12 protein-coding genes are annotated in these 16775 nt (G+C 59.5%); 6 read left to right on the plus strand and 6 right to left on the minus strand.

Going from position 1 to position 16775, the window contains the following annotated elements:
- Positions 1 to 75 precede the first annotated feature (75 nt).
- On the minus strand, positions 76 to 330 hold the full coding sequence (gene bamE / locus BWR59_RS00505; RefSeq protein ID WP_081563693.1) for an outer membrane protein assembly factor BamE: 255 nt from the start codon (positions 328 to 330) through the stop codon (positions 76 to 78).
- Between the two features lie 227 nt (positions 331 to 557).
- Here bamE and BWR59_RS00510 point away from each other — a divergent pair, with 227 nt between their 5' ends.
- A complete protein-coding gene (locus BWR59_RS00510; protein ID WP_081563694.1) occupies positions 558 to 830 on the plus strand; it encodes a type II toxin-antitoxin system Phd/YefM family antitoxin in 273 nt (90 codons plus the stop codon).
- The gene (locus BWR59_RS00515) at positions 827 to 1159 is read left to right on the plus strand and encodes a type II toxin-antitoxin system RelE/ParE family toxin (RefSeq protein WP_081563695.1); all 333 of its coding nucleotides are present in this window, start codon (positions 827 to 829) and stop codon (positions 1157 to 1159) included. The genes BWR59_RS00510 and BWR59_RS00515 overlap by 4 nt, the downstream gene beginning before the upstream one ends.
- A gap of 2 nt (positions 1160 to 1161) precedes the next feature.
- Here the strand turns inward: BWR59_RS00515 and BWR59_RS00520 are convergent, their stop codons facing one another.
- The 5 genes from BWR59_RS00520 to BWR59_RS00540 form a co-directional block, all read right to left on the minus strand.
- Entirely contained in the window at positions 1162 to 1764 is a 603-nt protein-coding gene (locus tag BWR59_RS00520) for a DUF924 family protein (RefSeq protein ID WP_081563696.1), read from the minus strand.
- Positions 1765 to 1769: 5 nt separating this feature from the next.
- Positions 1770 to 2780 (minus strand): class 1 fructose-bisphosphatase, encoded by a 1011-nt coding sequence (locus BWR59_RS00525; protein ID WP_081563697.1) that lies wholly within the window; start codon positions 2778 to 2780, stop codon positions 1770 to 1772.
- Positions 2781 to 2982: 202 nt separating this feature from the next.
- Positions 2983 to 4302, minus strand: a complete 1320-nt coding sequence (locus BWR59_RS00530) for a DUF3999 domain-containing protein (protein WP_230981932.1) — start codon at positions 4300 to 4302, stop codon at positions 2983 to 2985.
- A gap of 59 nt (positions 4303 to 4361) precedes the next feature.
- Positions 4362 to 7202, minus strand: coding sequence for a DUF2339 domain-containing protein (locus tag BWR59_RS00535; RefSeq protein ID WP_081563699.1), 2841 nt, complete (start codon positions 7200 to 7202; stop codon positions 4362 to 4364).
- Between the two features lie 250 nt (positions 7203 to 7452).
- Positions 7453 to 9936 (minus strand): glycogen/starch/alpha-glucan phosphorylase, encoded by a 2484-nt coding sequence (locus BWR59_RS00540; protein ID WP_081563700.1) that lies wholly within the window; start codon positions 9934 to 9936, stop codon positions 7453 to 7455.
- Between the two features lie 461 nt (positions 9937 to 10397).
- Between BWR59_RS00540 and pip the strand changes: the two genes are divergently transcribed.
- The 4 genes from pip to mdoH all read left to right on the plus strand — a co-directional run bounded on the left by pip (position 10398) and on the right by mdoH (position 16734).
- On the plus strand, positions 10398 to 11369 hold the full coding sequence (pip, locus tag BWR59_RS00545; protein ID WP_081563701.1) for a prolyl aminopeptidase: 972 nt from the start codon (positions 10398 to 10400) through the stop codon (positions 11367 to 11369).
- A gap of 102 nt (positions 11370 to 11471) precedes the next feature.
- Positions 11472 to 11909: a D-aminoacyl-tRNA deacylase gene (gene dtd, locus BWR59_RS00550; RefSeq protein ID WP_081563702.1), complete on the plus strand. Its 438-nt coding sequence runs from the start codon at positions 11472 to 11474 to the stop codon at positions 11907 to 11909.
- Between the two features lie 264 nt (positions 11910 to 12173).
- Positions 12174 to 14153 (plus strand): glucan biosynthesis protein G, encoded by a 1980-nt coding sequence (locus BWR59_RS00555; RefSeq protein WP_143490729.1) that lies wholly within the window; start codon positions 12174 to 12176, stop codon positions 14151 to 14153.
- Positions 14146 to 16734, plus strand: a complete 2589-nt coding sequence (gene mdoH, locus BWR59_RS00560; RefSeq protein WP_081563704.1) for a glucans biosynthesis glucosyltransferase MdoH — start codon at positions 14146 to 14148, stop codon at positions 16732 to 16734. Before BWR59_RS00555 ends, mdoH begins: the two co-directional genes overlap by 8 nt.
- Positions 16735 to 16775 lie beyond the last annotated feature (41 nt).

A 16775-nucleotide genomic window follows, 5' to 3' on the forward strand; every position in this document is an offset into this window, starting at 1 on the left:
GCGGGGACTGTGCACAGGCAGTCAGCCACAGGGTCGCTAACAGCACGGCAGCAAAACGCATCACCTGGCTGATCCTCATTTGAGCCCCTGACCCGAATACAGCACGACCTTGTCGGCGGCGTATTGAACGCTGATGAAAGTCTTCTGATCGCCCCAGGTGCAGCTCGACATCCCCAGCGCGCCCGAACACTCAGTCGGGCTGCCAAGCAACTGTTCGATCTGTGCCTTGGACATCCCCGCCGAAATTTTCGAATAGTTTTCCTGATTGATCTTGCTGCACGCCGCCAGCAGCACGCAGAACGACAGCAACGCGAGAGAACGCAAAGACATGGGTGAAGCTCCTGAACCGAGAGGGGGCGACGTCGCAGCGCCTGCGCTCGTGCGCAAATGCTGGCGTGATGCCGAGAGCTTAGAAGAGAAAAAGGTGGGTCTGGTTCCGTTGAGGCAGTAACTATGCCCATGAGAGGGTCATTCCCGATTCATATGCGAATCTGGAATTGGCTGGGTTGACCAAATTAAGACTAAAATCGGTCCTTCTTCTGTTGGGAGCAGCCGCCATGAGGTTTTCGTCGCAAATCAAACCCATCAGCTACCTGAAAAGTCATACCGCCGAAATCGTGAAGACCCTTTCAGATAGCAGGGAGCCTATGTTGATTACCCAAAACGGCGAGGCGAAACTCGTCGTGATGGATGTGAAAACGTATGAGGAACAGATGGAAACGTTCGCGCTGTTGAAGATACTGGCGTTGGGTCGCAGGGAGATCGAACGTGGTGAGTTCGAGAGCGTTGAGGACGTATTTGAAGAGCTGGACGGGACAGCCGAGCGATGAGCTTCAAAGTCGTGATTCTGAATTCAGCAAAACTGGATTTGAAAGAACTCCGTGACTACGTAATCGCCAGGTTTTCTCGTTCGGTCTGGTTGGAAACATCTGAGGGTCTGAAGAAAAGCATGCTGATGCTGGCAGCCTCTCCGCAGGCCGGGTCTGTTCCTGGTGAGATCGAAATGCTTGACCTCAACGAGTATCGACAGGTGGTGTCCGGCATGAACCGCATCATTTACGAGGTTCGACAGGATGCGGTATTTATTCACGCGGTCGTCGATGTGCGCCGGGATATGGTTTCGCTGCTGACAAAGCGTCTTCTGCGCGTTCACCGATAGCCTCAAAACCGCGAGCCACGCTCCTTCAGAAACTCCACTTCCTCAGTCGTAGACTCACGCCCCACCACCTCATTGCGATGCGGGTACCTGCCGAAACGTTCGATCACCGCCCGATGCTTCTTCGCGTAGTCGAGGGTCCGGGTGAAGTAAGCACGTTCGGTGGAGGGCAGCAAAGCCAGCAAATCGGTGAAGCGGCGAACGGCGTCGTCTTGAGCGGCGAGGTTTTCGGTGTGTTCGAGCACCAGATAAATGAAGGTACGTTGCAGCGGGGTCAGCGCCAAGTCGCGTTCAAGCTTGAGGCCGTGTTTGACCAGCTCCTGAGCGCGTTTGTCGCCAGCGTAAGACTTGGGTGTATCGCGGAAAATCATGCGTGGCAGTTGATCGAGTAGCAGCACCAACGCCAGCCAGCCTTGCGGGGTTTCGGTCCATTCGGACAGTTCGCCCTTGAGCGCCTGTTCGACCAGACCACCGAAGCGGTTTAGCGCATCGGTGTCCTGGGATTTCTTCTTGCCAAACCAGAGCTTGTTTTTCTCCTTGGCAACCTCGTCCGGCGATTCGGCAGAACCGAACCACCAATCCAGCAGAGGCCGCCAAGGCGCGCTCATGATCCTTACTCTTTGTGGTACGAAGTCGCGCGTTCCACTTCTTCTTTCGAGCCCAGGAACACCGCCACACGCTGGTGCAGGCCTTCAGGCTGAATGTCGAGGATGCGCTGATGGCCGTCGGTGGACGCGCCGCCAGCCTGTTCGACCAGGAATGACATCGGGTTGGCTTCGTACATCAGACGCAGTTTGCCTGGCTTGGACGGCTCGCGAGAGTCGCGTGGGTACATGAACAGGCCGCCACGGGTCAGGATGCGGTGTACGTCGGCCACCATCGCCGCGACCCAGCGCATGTTGTAGTTCTTCTTCAGCGGGCCTTCTTCACCGGCCAGCAGTTCTTCGACGTAGCGCTTGACCGGCGCTTCCCAGTGACGCTGGTTGGACATGTTGACCGCGAACTCCTGAGTGGACTCAGGGATGCGGATGTCTTCGTGGCTGAGTACGAAACTGCCCATTTCACGGTCCAGGGTGAAGCCTTTGACGCCGTCGCCCAGCGTCAGGACCAGCATGGTCTGTGGGCCGTAGATCGCATAACCGGCGGCGACCTGCTGGGTGCCTGGCTGCAGGAAGGCTTTTTCGTTCAGCGCTTCGTTCTGGCTCAGGTACTCGTTAGGGCAACGCAGAACCGAGAAGATGGTGCCGACCGGGGCGTTGATGTCGATGTTGGACGAGCCGTCCAGTGGGTCGAATACCAGCAGGTACGCGCCCTTCGGGTATTTGCCCGGGATCTGGTAGGCGTTGTCCATTTCTTCCGACGCCATGCCGGCCAGGTGACCGCCCCATTCGTTGGCCTCAAGCAGGATCTCGTTGGACATCACGTCCAGTTTCTTCTGCACTTCACCTTGCACGTTTTCAGTACCCATGCTGCCCAGCACGCCACCCAGGGCGCCTTTGGATACTGCGTGGCTGATTTCCTTGCACGCACGCGCCACCACTTCGATAAGGAAGCGCAGATCGGCAGGAGTGTTATTGCTGCGGGTCTGCTCAATCAGATAGCGACTCAGGGTAACGCGGGACATGGAGAGCTCCGAAGAAGGGGGGATAAAAAACGCGCACAGTTTAACGCGTGTAAGGACTTATTACTGCCTGTCAGACCGACTTGGTAGTGATTGAGTTCACGGGCTACATGAGCGTAGACGTTGATCAGTGACAAGTTGGTGTACATCCTCCGGGTTTTTTCACCTGCGGGATCGGTTCAGCGCAGGCGACAGTGCCGCCTGTTTATTTATGGCGGGATGCGCGTAGCGTGCCAATCGCCATCCAGCCGAGAAATAACACCCCTAGAACCAGAACGCTCCACAGACCGATGCGCTTCCAGTCCAGACTGGCTGCTACAGGAGCTGCAGCCGCCGGAACCTCCACAGGCGTTACCGTCAGTTTCGCGCTGCCTAGAGACGCCAGCTTTTCCTGAGTCACGCCAGGCACCAGCGTCGACAGCGGCAGGTTGGCGCCTTTGATGGTCGCATTGCCAATGGCGACGCTGTACGGCGGGGCGCCGCGCCCGAGAAACACCACTTGTGTGGCGCGCACCGCGAAGCTCAGCTTTGGCGCATCGTTGCCCAGGCCGCCGCCGCGATCATCGACTTCCAGCTTGAGTTGCTGCACCACATTGCCGGGTAACTCCATTTCGTCCTGCACCACATCCTGCCCGTTCTGGGTCAGGCGATACAGCAAGCCGCTGTCGATGAGCTGCCACGGTGCATTGCTGTCGCGACGGCCATATAAAGTGGCGGGCGCCAGGCTGTTGGGTTGGGTGATCGCGACTTTCATTCGTTCGAGCGGCAGGGCGACCGGCAGTTGCCAGACATAAACGCCCGGCTTCTCGACGCTGCCATTGATGGTCGGCGACCAGCTCAGCGGCAGCGCGCCGGGTCGAGTGTTGACGACTTGCGCGGACGCCAGCGTCGGCGCCGTTTGTGGCGTGGTCCAGAGGAGTCGCAGATAGCGGGCACTGCGCCCCGGCAGCGTGACGACGCGCTGCTCGACAAGCTCATCGGCAAACGACAACCGCGCCACCTGGCCTTCGCCCCAACGCTTCCAATGCTGCAGATCGTCGCTGGCTTCGATGCTGAAACGCTGGAAGCCTTCGCGTTCGGTGCTCCAGTCGAGAATCAACTGGTCCAGCGGTGCGTTGATCGCGCTGGTGTCCAGCAGCCAGCCACGGAGAATTTCTTCGCCCGCCTCGATCTCGCCTTGAGGCAACACTTCGACCAGCGTGCCGTTGGTCGAGCGTTCGACACGGATTTTCGGTTCGGCGTCCCTGGCATCGTCGCTGTTGTAGAGCGGGAACCACTTCACCGCGACAGGGGTTTGATCTTCCGCCCGCTGAGGTTCGCCGAGAGTGATTGCGTAGGGCTGCGCCTGCCCGTCCGCATTGAATACGCGCACGTCGTTGAGGTTGCTCTGGCGCGCACTCAACTGCAGCGCCAGCGGCAATTCGAGGCGATACCACGGGCCTTCGCCGCTGACCGTCAGCGGGGTGTGACTGGCAAAGTCATCTGGCAGATCTTCAGCCTGAACCAACAACGCTGCGCACAGCATGACGCCGAACACAGCGGCCTTGACGATGGACGGACGACTCACCAACTGACTCCTGCACTTCATTGCGGTGCCGAATCCTCGGTCGCAGAGTCGGCTGATTGCTGACTACGTGTAGGATTTTTCGGCGGTAATGGTGCGAAATATCCCACTACGAGCAGCAGAATGCCAACGCCAATAAAGGAAACGATCCGCTCCAGCCCACCGCGATTGCTCAGTTCGACAAAGAACAGCTTGGCGACCACGATGCCGATCAGTACCGCGCCGACGATCCACAGATCACGCCGCGCGCGCAGATGACCGCCGATCATCAAAGCCAGTGCCATCAAGGTCCAGACAATGGAAAGCCCTGCCTGTACGCGCATGGATTCGAACAGCGCATCCGTGTGCCACGCCACGCCTGCCCAATGGTGAGCGGTGCGCATCACCATCGCCGTCACCAGTGCGAACAGAGAGGCGCCCGCGATGACCAGCGCGACCTTGCTTGAGTGTTCGGCTTTTATTCCCGACTGCGGCAGTTGCCTGTTCGTCCAGCTGACAATACCCGCCAGGGTAATCAGCAAGCCCAACTCCAACGGGTTGATCAGCGGTATATAAGGCAGCGGATCGGCGGCTCCTTCGCTGAACCAGTTGGCCAGCCAGAACCACGCCAGCATCAGCACTGCCAGCGGCGCTGCGGCCCACAGACGATATTCGCGGGGATACGCACTGATCGGCCATGGCCAGTGGCGCGACGAGCTCATCGCCAGCAAATACAGGCTTGGCAGCAGTGCCCAGCCGAGCCAGCGCCAGGCGTTGTATGACTCGGACAGCACCAGCAGTCCATAACGCAACTCCAGCGACATCACACCGATGATCAGCCAACAGCCGAGCACATGGGCGCCACTGCGCAAGCCAGGAAGAAGCTGCGCGTCGAGCCGTCGCAGCGACAGGACGTGAACAGTGAACACGGCCAGCCAACCCAGCCAGCCCCAATCTGCAGCAGGGTTGTAATAGGGATTGAACAGCATAAGGCCGAGCAACAGGGCGCTGACGGGTGTGAGTAGCACACACAGTTGCGCCAGCCCCGACCATTTCAAGCGCAGAGAGGCAATGGTCCAGAGTCCAACGCTGATGGCGCCAAGGAGCAACAGCGTCGGCACCTCTCGAGCACCCGGTACGTAATGCGTGCTGACGCAGAGTGCAATCGACCACCACAACGCACCCCAGACCAGCAACGAAGGTTGCAACACCCGTACGCTCAGCGCCAGACGCAAGGTGCCGATGCGCTCCACGGTGTAGGCGCTGATCAGGCCGGCGAGAGAGATGATCAGTGGCGTCCAGAAATCGCCTTGGTCGAACGATGGCGAATACCAGCGGCCGATGATGCCGAGAAACGCGAAGCCTGCGCCGAGTTGCAGGAGTACGCCGAAGAAACGCGCCAGCAAGCGGTTCTGTCGCATGCCGAGCCAGAACACCGCCGACCCTTCGACAGCCCAGGCGACGGTCGTCCACTGCGCGCTCAGCCCCAGCGGAATCGCCAGCGTGGCGAACATCACGCCCAGTGACAGGCAGGTTTCTACCAAGAGCAATGCCCGGCCTGGTGCACGCCCGGCGAGCATTCGAGCGATGCCCATATAAAGGAGGCCCATCACCAATGCGCTAAGGGCGGCGCCGAACTCGATGTGTTGGACGATGGCGTATTGCAGGCCGAACCCTGCGATGGGCGTGCCGAACAGCAGGCTGCCATCGACGTAGTGACTCTGTCTGGCCGACCAGCGCAGCACCGCTTCGCGGCTATCGTTTTCAGGGCCTGCGGCGTGCTGCTGCAACTTGCGACGGGCGAACAGCAGCCCGATGGCCAGATACATCAGGAAGAACAGAACCAGGAAAGGCTCGGTGCTCCAGAACAGATCCGGAGTATAGGATTTCAGTCCCCAGGCGCAGCCGATGCCGAAGGTGCCGACGAAGCCGATCAGGTTCAGCGGGCGCCATGCCTTGAACCAGGCGATGGCAAAGATGCCCGCGTTGAGCAGCGCGAAATAGCTGAACAGTGCAATGTGGCTGCCTTCGCCGCTGGAGGTCAGCAAAGGTGCCGCGAACCCACCAAGCGCCGCCACGCAGGCCAAGGCCAGCGAGTTCTGGGTGAGCGCCAGGATCGCTGAAAAAACGGTAACCGCCACCAGCAGGCTGAAGGCCATTCCAGGCGCCAGCAGTGTGTGCACCTTCATCGCGGCGAACACGGTCAGGTACAACACCGCGACGCCGGTGCCTTGCAGCATGAGTGCAAAGGATTCGTTGCGTTGTCGCAGCCACCAGCCCAGTCCCAGCAACAGTAACGCGGCAAACGCAACCCCGGCGTAACGCGCTTCTATCGGAACGACCATGCCTTCGGTGGCGTAACGCAGCAGGAAGGCCAGGCCCAGGAACAGAAGCACGACACCTATTCGCAGTACCGTGTTGCCGCCCAGAAGCCATTCTTTGGCGCGTAAAAGAGCGCTGTCCAAGGCATTGGGGCCCGAAGGCGTGGCAACGGGGCGTGCGGGTTGTGGGGCGTCTGGCGGACGACGCCATTCGGCGTCTGTCGCGGTTTCGCTGGCAGCAGGCTCCAGATCCGGAAGATCGAAAAGCAGTTCCGGACCGGTATCGTCGACAGGCTGGATGTTCAGAGGGGCGGGGGCGGGCGCATCCGGCATTTGCGCGGCGGCGGAATCCAGGTGGCTCAGACGTTCCTGAATCGCTTGCAAAGCCTGTTGGGTTTTCGCCAGTTCGGCTTGCTGTACAGCGGCCTCGCGACTGATGGAAGACAGACGGAAACTCAGGCCCAACGCAAGCCCGATCACCGCGCCCACGGCACCACCGATCAGCGACTCATCGAGCACCGCGCCGATAAACAGGCCAGCCAGCAAAAGAATCCATTGCACGCGTCGACATCCCTTCTCGGCCGGTGATCGGCGATGGCAACGAGTATATCGGGCGGGAGAGGACAGGAAACAAATTGTGTCGGGGACTGAAGACTCGGTCACCGAAGAAGAGGGAATGGCACGCTCCCCATGTAGCAGTCCGGCTTGCCGGCGGTGACGATTTGCATAATGTCACCGCTGGCAAGCCGGACTGATACAAGGATGTTGGCAGGCAGCGCAATCGCGCTTATCCGCCTTTTTATGCGCTACCTCAATCCAGCGCCTTCCAGATCTCGTTGGCGTACTCGCGAATGGTCCGGTCCGAGGAGAACCAGCCCATGCGCGCGGTGTTGAGCACTGCCGAGCGCCACCATTCCTTGGTGTCGTGCCAGCGCGCTTCGACCCGGGCCTGTGCCGCCCAGTAGGACTCGAAGTCAGCGCATACGAAGAAGCGGTCGTAGTTGATCAATTGATCGATCAGCCCGGCATAGCGATATGGATCATCCGGCGAGAATACCCCACCACGGATCGCCTGTAGCACATCGTTCAAGCGTGACGACGCCGTAATGTCGTTGTGCGCATTGAACTCTCCCGTATGTTTGCGCGCTTCGACTTCCTGCGCGGTCATGCCAAAGATGAACATGTGTTCAAGCCCGACCTGCTCGCTCATTTCCACGTTGGCGCCGTCCAGCGTGCCGATGGTCAACGCACCGTTGAGCCCGAACTTCATGTTACTGGTGCCCGAGGCTTCCAGACCCGCCGTGGAAATCTGCTCCGACAAGTCAGCGGCAGGGATGATGCTTTCCGCCAGGCTCACGTTGTAGTTGGGGATGAACACCACTTTCAGGCGACCGCGCAGGGTAGGGTCGTTATTGACCGTCCGCGCGATGTCGTTCGCCAGTTTAATGATCAGCTTGGCCGAGTGATAACTGGCCGCCGCCTTGCCCGCGAAGATCTTCACGCGCGGCACCCAGTTGGTGCTCGGGTCGGCCCGCATGGCCTGATAGAGCGCCACGGTGTGGAACAGATTGAGCAACTGGCGTTTGTACTCGTGAATCCGTTTGACCTGCACATCGAACATCGCTTCAGGGTTGAGGGTAATACCCATGCGCTCCTGAATGATCGATGCCAGCGCCTGTTTGCTGTGCAGGCGTTGCGCTGCGAATTCCTTCTGGAAGGCCGGTTTGTCAGCCAGAGGTTCCAGTTTGAGCAGCGCGGTTTCGTGATTGTCGAGCACCTGCTCGCCCAGTTCCTGGACCAACATTGCGGTGAGCTGCGGGTTGGACTGGAACAGCCAGCGGCGGAAGGTGATGCCGTTGGTCTTGTTGTTGATCCGGTCAGGGTAAAGCTTGTGCAATTGCGCGAACACGGTCTTGCGCATCAGTTGGGTGTGCAGTGCCGACACGCCGTTGATACTGTGCGAGCCGATGAACGCCAGGTTACCCATGCGCACACGGCGGCCATTGTCTTCCTCGATCAGCGACACCGCGCGCAGCAGGCCGAACAAATCCGGGTCGTCCTTGTGCTCGAGGCGTACGTTGTCGATGTGCTGGGCGTTGATCATGTAGATGATTTGCATATGGCGCGGCAACATCCGCTCCATCAGACCCACCGACCAGGTTTCCAGTGCTTCTGGCAACAATGTGTGGTTGGTGTAAGCGAGGGTGCCGACCGTGATGCGCCAGGCTTCGTCCCACTCCACGTCGTGCAGGTCGATAAGGATGCGCATCAGCTCCGCCACCGCGATGGACGGGTGCGTGTCGTTCATCTGGATTGCCGCGTGTTCCGGCAGGCTGTTGATGGTGTAGCCCATGTTCTTGTGGCGACGCAGCAAGTCCTGCAGCGATGCTGACACGAAGAAGTATTCCTGGCGCAGGCGCAGTTCCTGGCCGGCTTCGGTGCTGTCGTTCGGATACAGAACGCGGGAAATACTTTCTGCCCGCACGACCTCCGCCACGGCGCCGACGTGGTCACCGGCGTTGAAGCGTTCCAGGTGCAGGTCCTCCACGGCGCGTGCGCGCCACAGTCGTAAGGTATTCACGGCCTTGCCGCGCCAGCCGACGACGGGCGTGTCATAGGCAATAGCCCGCACGGTTTCCCCAGCGTGCCAGACCTGCCGGGTTTCGCCCGACGCGTCCAGCACCGGTGCACCTGTGACGTCGAGCACTGGCTGCACGCTACCGCCAAAGCCGATCTGGTAGATCACTTCCGGTCGTTCGAACTCCCATGGGTTACCGAAGTCCAGCCAGTTCTCGGTCTGCTCCTGCTGCCAGCCGTCGACAATGGCCTGACGGAACAGCCCGTGCTCGTAGCGAATGCCATAGCCATGGCCGGCGATGCCCAAGGTCGACATGCTTTCCATGAAGCAGGCAGCCAGACGGCCCAGACCGCCGTTGCCCAGCGCGGCATCGGGCTCCAGCGTGCGGATTTTTTCCAGGTCGACGTTCAGTCCCTTGAGCGCTTCGCGAGCGACTTCCATGATCCCCAGGTTGCTCAGGCTGTCGAACATCAAACGCCCGATCAGGAACTCCAGGGACAGGTAATAGACGCGCTTTCTTTCCTGCCTGTAGATGTAGCGCGTGTGATTCATCCAGCGCTCGGCCATCTTGTCGCGGGTCGCCAAGGCAATGGCCATGAACCAGTCATGGTCGAACGCATGGTCGGCGTCTTTGCCGACGGCATACTCGAGTTTGGTGAGCACAGCTTCACGAAAGGCTGCCACTTCAGCGTCACGAACGTTGGGTTCCGGAGACATCGGGTACGACCTCAAGTTGGTTGGACGATTGAAAGGGGTTGTTTGACTGTAGGGCGTGTCGTTGGTTATTTCCTGCCAATCGGATGAAATTTCCGCTTGCACGACCCTCGGTTCGACTCAGGTAAAGCGCTCTGGTTCGCCTGCATCTGAACTTGAACCGCGTGGGTAAAAACGCTTGCATTGATCGTTCCAACCTTCGTGTCTGCCACAGACTCTCCGGCTCATGGAGATCTTTGGTTCACCGTTTTTCGTGTAGCAGTCCGGCTTGCCGGCGGTGGTGTCTTGGCAATCGCTGCCGCCGGCAAGCCGGACTGCTACAGATTGGTCTTGACTCCCAGACACCCAGAGAACACAGGTGACAGCCGCGCAGAAACAGGCAAGCATGATGATTCATCGATTCGGGTTTATGATGCCCAACGGCAGATAGATAGAAGCCCCTGAATTGGACTTATGGAGCACCTATGCAGACTTTGTACCCGCAGATCAAACCTTACGCCCGGCACGATCTGGCAGTGGAAGAGCCTCATGTGCTGTATGTCGATGAAAGCGGCTCGCCGGAAGGCTTGCCGGTGGTGTTCATCCACGGTGGGCCGGGTGCGGGATGCGACGCGCAGAGCCGTCGCTACTTCGATCCCAACCTGTACCGCATCATCACCTTCGACCAGCGCGGTTGCGGCCGTTCCACTCCCCACGCCAATCTCGAAAACAACACCACCTGGCATCTGGTCGAAGACCTTGAGCGAATTCGCAAGCATCTGGGCATCGACAAATGGGTGCTGTTCGGCGGTTCGTGGGGCTCGACCCTTGCGCTGGCCTACGCCCAGAGCCACCCGGATCGTGTGCATGCAATGATTCTGCGCGGCATCTTTCTATGCCGTCCGCAGGAAATCAAATGGTTCTACCAGGAAGGCGCGAGCCGTCTGTTCCCGGATTACTGGCAGGATTACCTGGCGCCGATCCCACTCGACGAGCGCGGCGACCTGTTGAACGCGTTCCATAAACGCCTGATCGGCAATGACCAGATCGCCCAGATGCACGCCGCCAAAGCCTGGTCGACCTGGGAAGGGCGCACCGCCACCCTGCGCCCGAACCCGCTGGTGGTCGACCGCTTCTCCGAGCCTCAGCGCGCGCTGTCCATCGCCCGCATCGAGTGCCACTACTTCACCAACAATGCATTTCTTGAAGAGAACCAGTTGATCCGCGACATGCCCAAGATCGCGCATTTGCCGGGGATTATCGTGCATGGCCGTTATGACGTGATCTGCCCGCTGGACAACGCCTGGGAGCTGCATCAGGCCTGGCCGAACAGCGAGCTGCAAGTGATCCGCGATGCCGGTCACGCCGCGTCCGAGCCTGGGATTACGGATGCGCTGGTGCGTGCCGCATCGCAAGTGGCTCGGCGTTTGCTGGATCTGCCGCCAGAAGAGGCGTGATAGCAATACGCTGAATATCACTGTGGGAGAGAGCGAAGTATTCAGTTATCTGAGGATCGCATAGCAGACTTCGGCGATCACAATGGGAAACAGGGTTAGTAAATGAAAGGTTTGCTGCAACGCGTGCGCGGTGCTCGCGTCGATGTCGCTGGTGAAACCGTCGGCGCGATTGATCAGGGTTTATTGGTGTTGGTAGGTGTGGAGCCGCAAGACACGCGAGCCAGTGCCGACAAAATGCTGCACAAGCTGCTTAACTACCGGGTGTTCAGCGACGCCGACGGCAAGATGAATCTTTCGCTGACTGATGTTGGCGGCGGCCTGTTGCTGGTTTCGCAGTTCACGCTGGCAGCCGATACGCGCAGCGGCATGCGGCCAAGCTTCTCGAAAGCGGCGCCGCCGGCACTCGGCGCTGAATTGTTTGACTATTTGCTGGGAAAGGCTAAAACCTCGCACGGGACGGTCGCTGCGGGCCAATTTGGTGCGGATATGCAGGTACATCTGGTAAATGATGGCCCTGTGACATTTTTACTGGAGACGTAAAGCCGGGATTTTGCTTGGCATACCCGAATTTATTAGGCAAAAAGCCATAAATACTTCGTTTCCCCTGATGCGTTGTAACGCGGGCTACTAGATAATCGCGCGCTACAAAGACAGGCGATTGCCCGTCAAATTAGTAAAAACGCAGACTGGTCCGAAATCGTTTGGGGAATCATTGGCCCCTTTCGGAGTCGGAACAATGCTCGCCAACCCGGCATTTGATAGCTGGCCGTTGGTTTCTTCATCTGTTTTCGGCGAGGGTTGCTCGTGATTGTTAGTCCATGTAATGCACCAAAGACCCCTGGCAAGCGCCTGCGCAGCGCCTTGTTGGCCGGGTCGGCTTTGTTTTGTCTTTTCGGCGCCGGTCAGCTCTGGGCGTTCGATCTTGACGACGTGGCGACAAGGGCCAAAGAACTGGCCGGACAGAAGTTTGTAGCGCCAAAGAGCAATCTTCCTGCGGAATTCCGCGATATGAAGTTTGCCGACTATCAGAAAATTCGCTTCCTGCAGGACAAGGCTGAATGGGCCAATGACAAAACCCCGTTCAAGATCTCGTTCTACCATCAGGGCATGCACTTCGACACGCCGGTGAAAATCAACGAAGTGACGGCAACGGCTGTCAATGAGATCAAGTACGACCCGAGTCGTTTCGATTTCGGCGATGTGAAGTTCGATCCCAAGTCGACCGAGAATCTGGGCTACGCCGGTTTCCGCGTGATGTACCCGATCAACAAGGATGACAAGCAAGACGAAATCATGACCATGCTGGGCGCGAGCTATTTCCGCGTGATCGGCAAAGGTCAGGTTTACGGCCTGTCGGCACGTGGCATGGCCATCGATACCGCGATGCCGTCGGGTGAAGAGTTTCCGCGTTTCACCGAATTCTGGATCGAGAAGCCAGGCACCGACGACAACCATCTGGTGATCTTCGCGCTGCTGGATTCCCCGCGTGCCACTGGCGCCTACAAGTTGACTCTGCGTCCGGGCACCAACACCCTGGTCGACGTTCAGTCGCGCATGTTCCTGCGTGAGAAAGTCGGCAAATTGGGCGTTGCACCGCTGACCAGCATGTACTTGTTCGGCGCCAACCAGCCGTCGAAGGTCCTCAACTACCGCCGCGAGCTGCACGATTCCAGCGGTCTGTCGATTCAGGCAGCCAATGGCGAGTGGATCTGGCGTCCGCTGAACAATCCTAAACATCTGGCCGTCAGCAGCTTCTCGGTCGAAAACCCGCGCGGTTTCGGCCTGCTGCAGCGTGGTCGCAACTTCAGCCACTACGAAGACCTGGATGACCGCTACGACAAGCGTCCAAGCGCCTGGATCGAGCCTAAGGGCGACTGGGGCAAGGGTACCGTCGATCTGGTAGAGATCCCGACTGCCGACGAAACCAACGACAACGTCGTTGCCTTCTGGAAGCCGGAAACCCAGCCGGAGCCGGGTCAGCCGATCGACTTCAACTACCGTCTGCACTGGACCATGGATGAAGATTCCATTCACTCGCCTGATCTGGGCTGGGTCAAGCAGACCCTGCGCTCCACTGGCGACGTGAAGCAGTCCAACCTGATCCGTCAGCCGGATGGCAGCGTTGCCTATCTGGTCGACTTCGTCGGTCCGACTCTCGCCAAGCTGGGTGAAGACCCGGCAATCCGTAGCCAGGTCACCACTGACGACAACACTGATCTGGTGGAAAACAACCTGCGCTACAACCCGGTGACCAAGGGCTGGCGCCTGACTTTGCGTCTGAAGGTCAAGGACACCAACAAGTCGGTGGAAATGCGCGCCTATCTGCTGCGTGAGACCCCGGTCGAACCTGGTAAGGAACCTGCGATCATCACTGCTGACAAATCAGACAAGAAGCCTGAGAAAAAAGCAGACGCCAAGGCCGCTGTAGTCGCGGCGGCGCCGAAGGATGACAAGGCCGAAATCGTTAAGACCGACGCTGTGAAAGCCGGTGATGCGAAAGACGCCAAAGTTGCCAAGGCCGACGCGAAAGCCGATGGCAAAGACGCTGCCAAAGGTGACAAGGCTGACGCCGCGAAACCTGCCGATGCTGCCAAGGTCGCAGAGGCGAAGTCCGACGAGGCCTCCCGGCCTGAAGCCGCTCTGGGCGACGCAGCGAAGGCCAACAAAGGAAGTAAAGAAACCACGCAGCCAGCGGTAGAGGCTGCATCCACCCAACAGGGCCCGGCCATGAATCAACAGGTTCTGACCGAGACCTGGAGCTACCAGTTGCCAGCCGATGAGTAATTCACAAGCCGTGCCAGAGTCTCTGTCCGAGTACCTCGCACATTTGCCAATGACCGATGAGCAGCGGGCAGAACTTGCCAGCTGCACTTCGTTTGCTGAGCTGCATGAACGCCTTTCGGCGCAGACCGTCACCGACTCCGCCGAGGCCGCCCAGGCTTCGGTGGGCCGTCGTCTGACACTGACGACCGCTGACGAACTGCAAGACGCAGAAATGCTGAGCGTGGATGCTAGTGGCCGTGTGGTTTTGAAGGCGACGCCGCCAATTCGTCGGACCAAAGTCGTACCCGAGCCATGGCGGACCAACATCCTGCACCGTGGCTGGCGTCGTCTCACCGGCAAGACCAACCCTCCGAAGCCGAGCAAGGATGACTTGCCGCGCGATTTACCCAAATCCCGCTGGCGTACTGTCGGTTCGATCCGTCGCTACATCCTGCTGATCCTGATGCTGGGCCAGACCATCGTCGCTGGCTTCTACATGAAAGGCATCCTGCCGTATCAAGGCTGGTCGCTGGTGTCGTTCGACGAAATCAGCCACCAGACGCTTTGGCAAACCGCTGTTCAAGTGATGCCTTATGCGCTGCAGACCAGCATCCTGTTGCTGTTCGGGATCCTGTTCTGCTGGGTGTCCGCCGGTTTCTGGACCGCTTTGATGGGCTTCCTCGAGTTGCTCACCGGGCGCGACAAATACCGCATCTCGGGCGCCAGCGCTGGCAACGAGCCTATCGAAGCCGGTGCCCGCACTGCGCTGGTCATGCCGATCTGCAACGAAGACGTGCCTCGCGTCTTCGCCGGTCTGCGCGCCACGTTCGAGTCAGTTGCCGCTACCGGTGACCTGGATCGCTTTGATTTCTTCGTGCTGAGCGACACCAACGAAACCGACATCGCCGTTGCCGAGCAGCAGGCTTGGCTGGACGTTTGCCGCGAAACCGGCGGCTTCGGCAGGATCTTCTATCGTCGCCGTCGTCGTCGCGTAAAACGCAAAAGCGGCAACCTTGATGACTTCTGCCGTCGTTGGGGCGGTGACTACCGGTACATGGTCGTCCTCGACGCCGACTCGGTCATGAGCGGTGAGTGCCTGACCAGTCTGGTGCGTCTGATGGAAGCCACGCCGGACGCCGGGATCATCCAGACCGCGCCGCGTGCTTCGGGCATGGACACGCTGTATGCGCGCATGCAGCAGTTCGCCACTCGCGTGTACGGCCCGTTGTTCACCGCGGGTCTGCACTTCTGGCAGTTGGGCGAATCCCACTATTGGGGTCACAACGCGATCATCCGCATGAAGCCGTTCATCGAGCACTGCGCGCTGGCGCCGTTGCCCGGGAAAGGTGCTTTTGCCGGTGCGATTCTGTCTCACGACTTCGTTGAAGCCGCGCTGATGCGCCGTGCCGGTTGGGGCGTGTGGATTGCTTACGACCTGCCGGGCAGCTATGAAGAACTGCCGCCGAACCTGCTGGACGAACTAAAGCGTGACCGTCGCTGGTGCCACGGCAACCTGATGAACTTCCGGCTGTTCTTGGTAAAAGGCATGCACCCGGTGCACCGTGCGGTGTTCCTGACGGGTGTGATGTCGTATCTATCGGCGCCGTTGTGGTTCTTCTTCCTGGTGTTGTCCACGGCGCTGCTGGCCGTGAACACGCTGATGGAGCCCACATACTTCATGGAGCCGCGTCAGCTGTATCCGCTGTGGCCACAATGGCACCCGGAAAAAGCCGTCGCGTTGTTCTCGACCACCATCGTGCTGCTCTTTCTGCCGAAATTGCTCAGTATCGTGCTGATCTGGGCCAAGGGCGCTGTCGGTTACGGCGGTCGGATCAAGGTCACCCTGTCGATGCTGCTGGAGATGCTGTTCTCCATGTTGCTGGCGCCAGTGCGCATGATCTTCCACACCCGTTTCGTACTGGCTGCGTTTTTGGGCTGGGCCGCGACCTGGAACTCGCCGCAGCGTGATGATGACTCGACGCCGTGGAGCGAAGCGGTCAAGCGCCACGGTCCGCAGACGTTGCTGGGCTTTGGCTGGGCGCTGCTGGTGGCTTGGCTGAACCCGAGCTTCCTGTGGTGGCTGGTGCCCATCGTCGGCTCGTTGATCCTGTCGATTCCGGTGTCGGTGATCTCCAGCCGGACCAATCTGGGTCTGAAAGCGCGTGATGAAAGCCTGTTCCTGATTCCCGAGGAACACACGCCGCCTCAGGAACTGGTCTCCACCGATCAGTACACCCACGAGAATCGCTGGCACGCGCTGAATGATGGTTTCGTTCGTGCTGTCGTCGATCCACGGCAGAACGCTCTGGCGTGTGCGCTGGCAACGTCCCGTCACCGTCATGCCGAGCCAATCGAGTGGATGCGTGTGGAGCGCGTGCGTCACGCCATCAAGGGCGGTCCTGAGCACCTGAACAACAACGAGCGCCTGCAATTGCTGAGCGATCCTGTTGCACTGGCGCGGTTGCACGAGGCGGTCTGGGCCGAAGGCAATGAGGCATGGCTTGAAGCCTGGCGCGCATCGGTCAAGGCCGACCCCCATGCACCGCTGCTGCCACTGCAGCCTGCTAGCCACGTTAACGAGCATTCGCTTGTAAACGCCTGAGTGACTGGCTGAAACGAAACGCCGCCGAAGAGCAATCTTCG

This window comes from Pseudomonas sp. Bc-h (assembly GCF_002080045.1).
Classification (GTDB): Bacteria; Pseudomonadota; Gammaproteobacteria; order Pseudomonadales; family Pseudomonadaceae; genus Aquipseudomonas.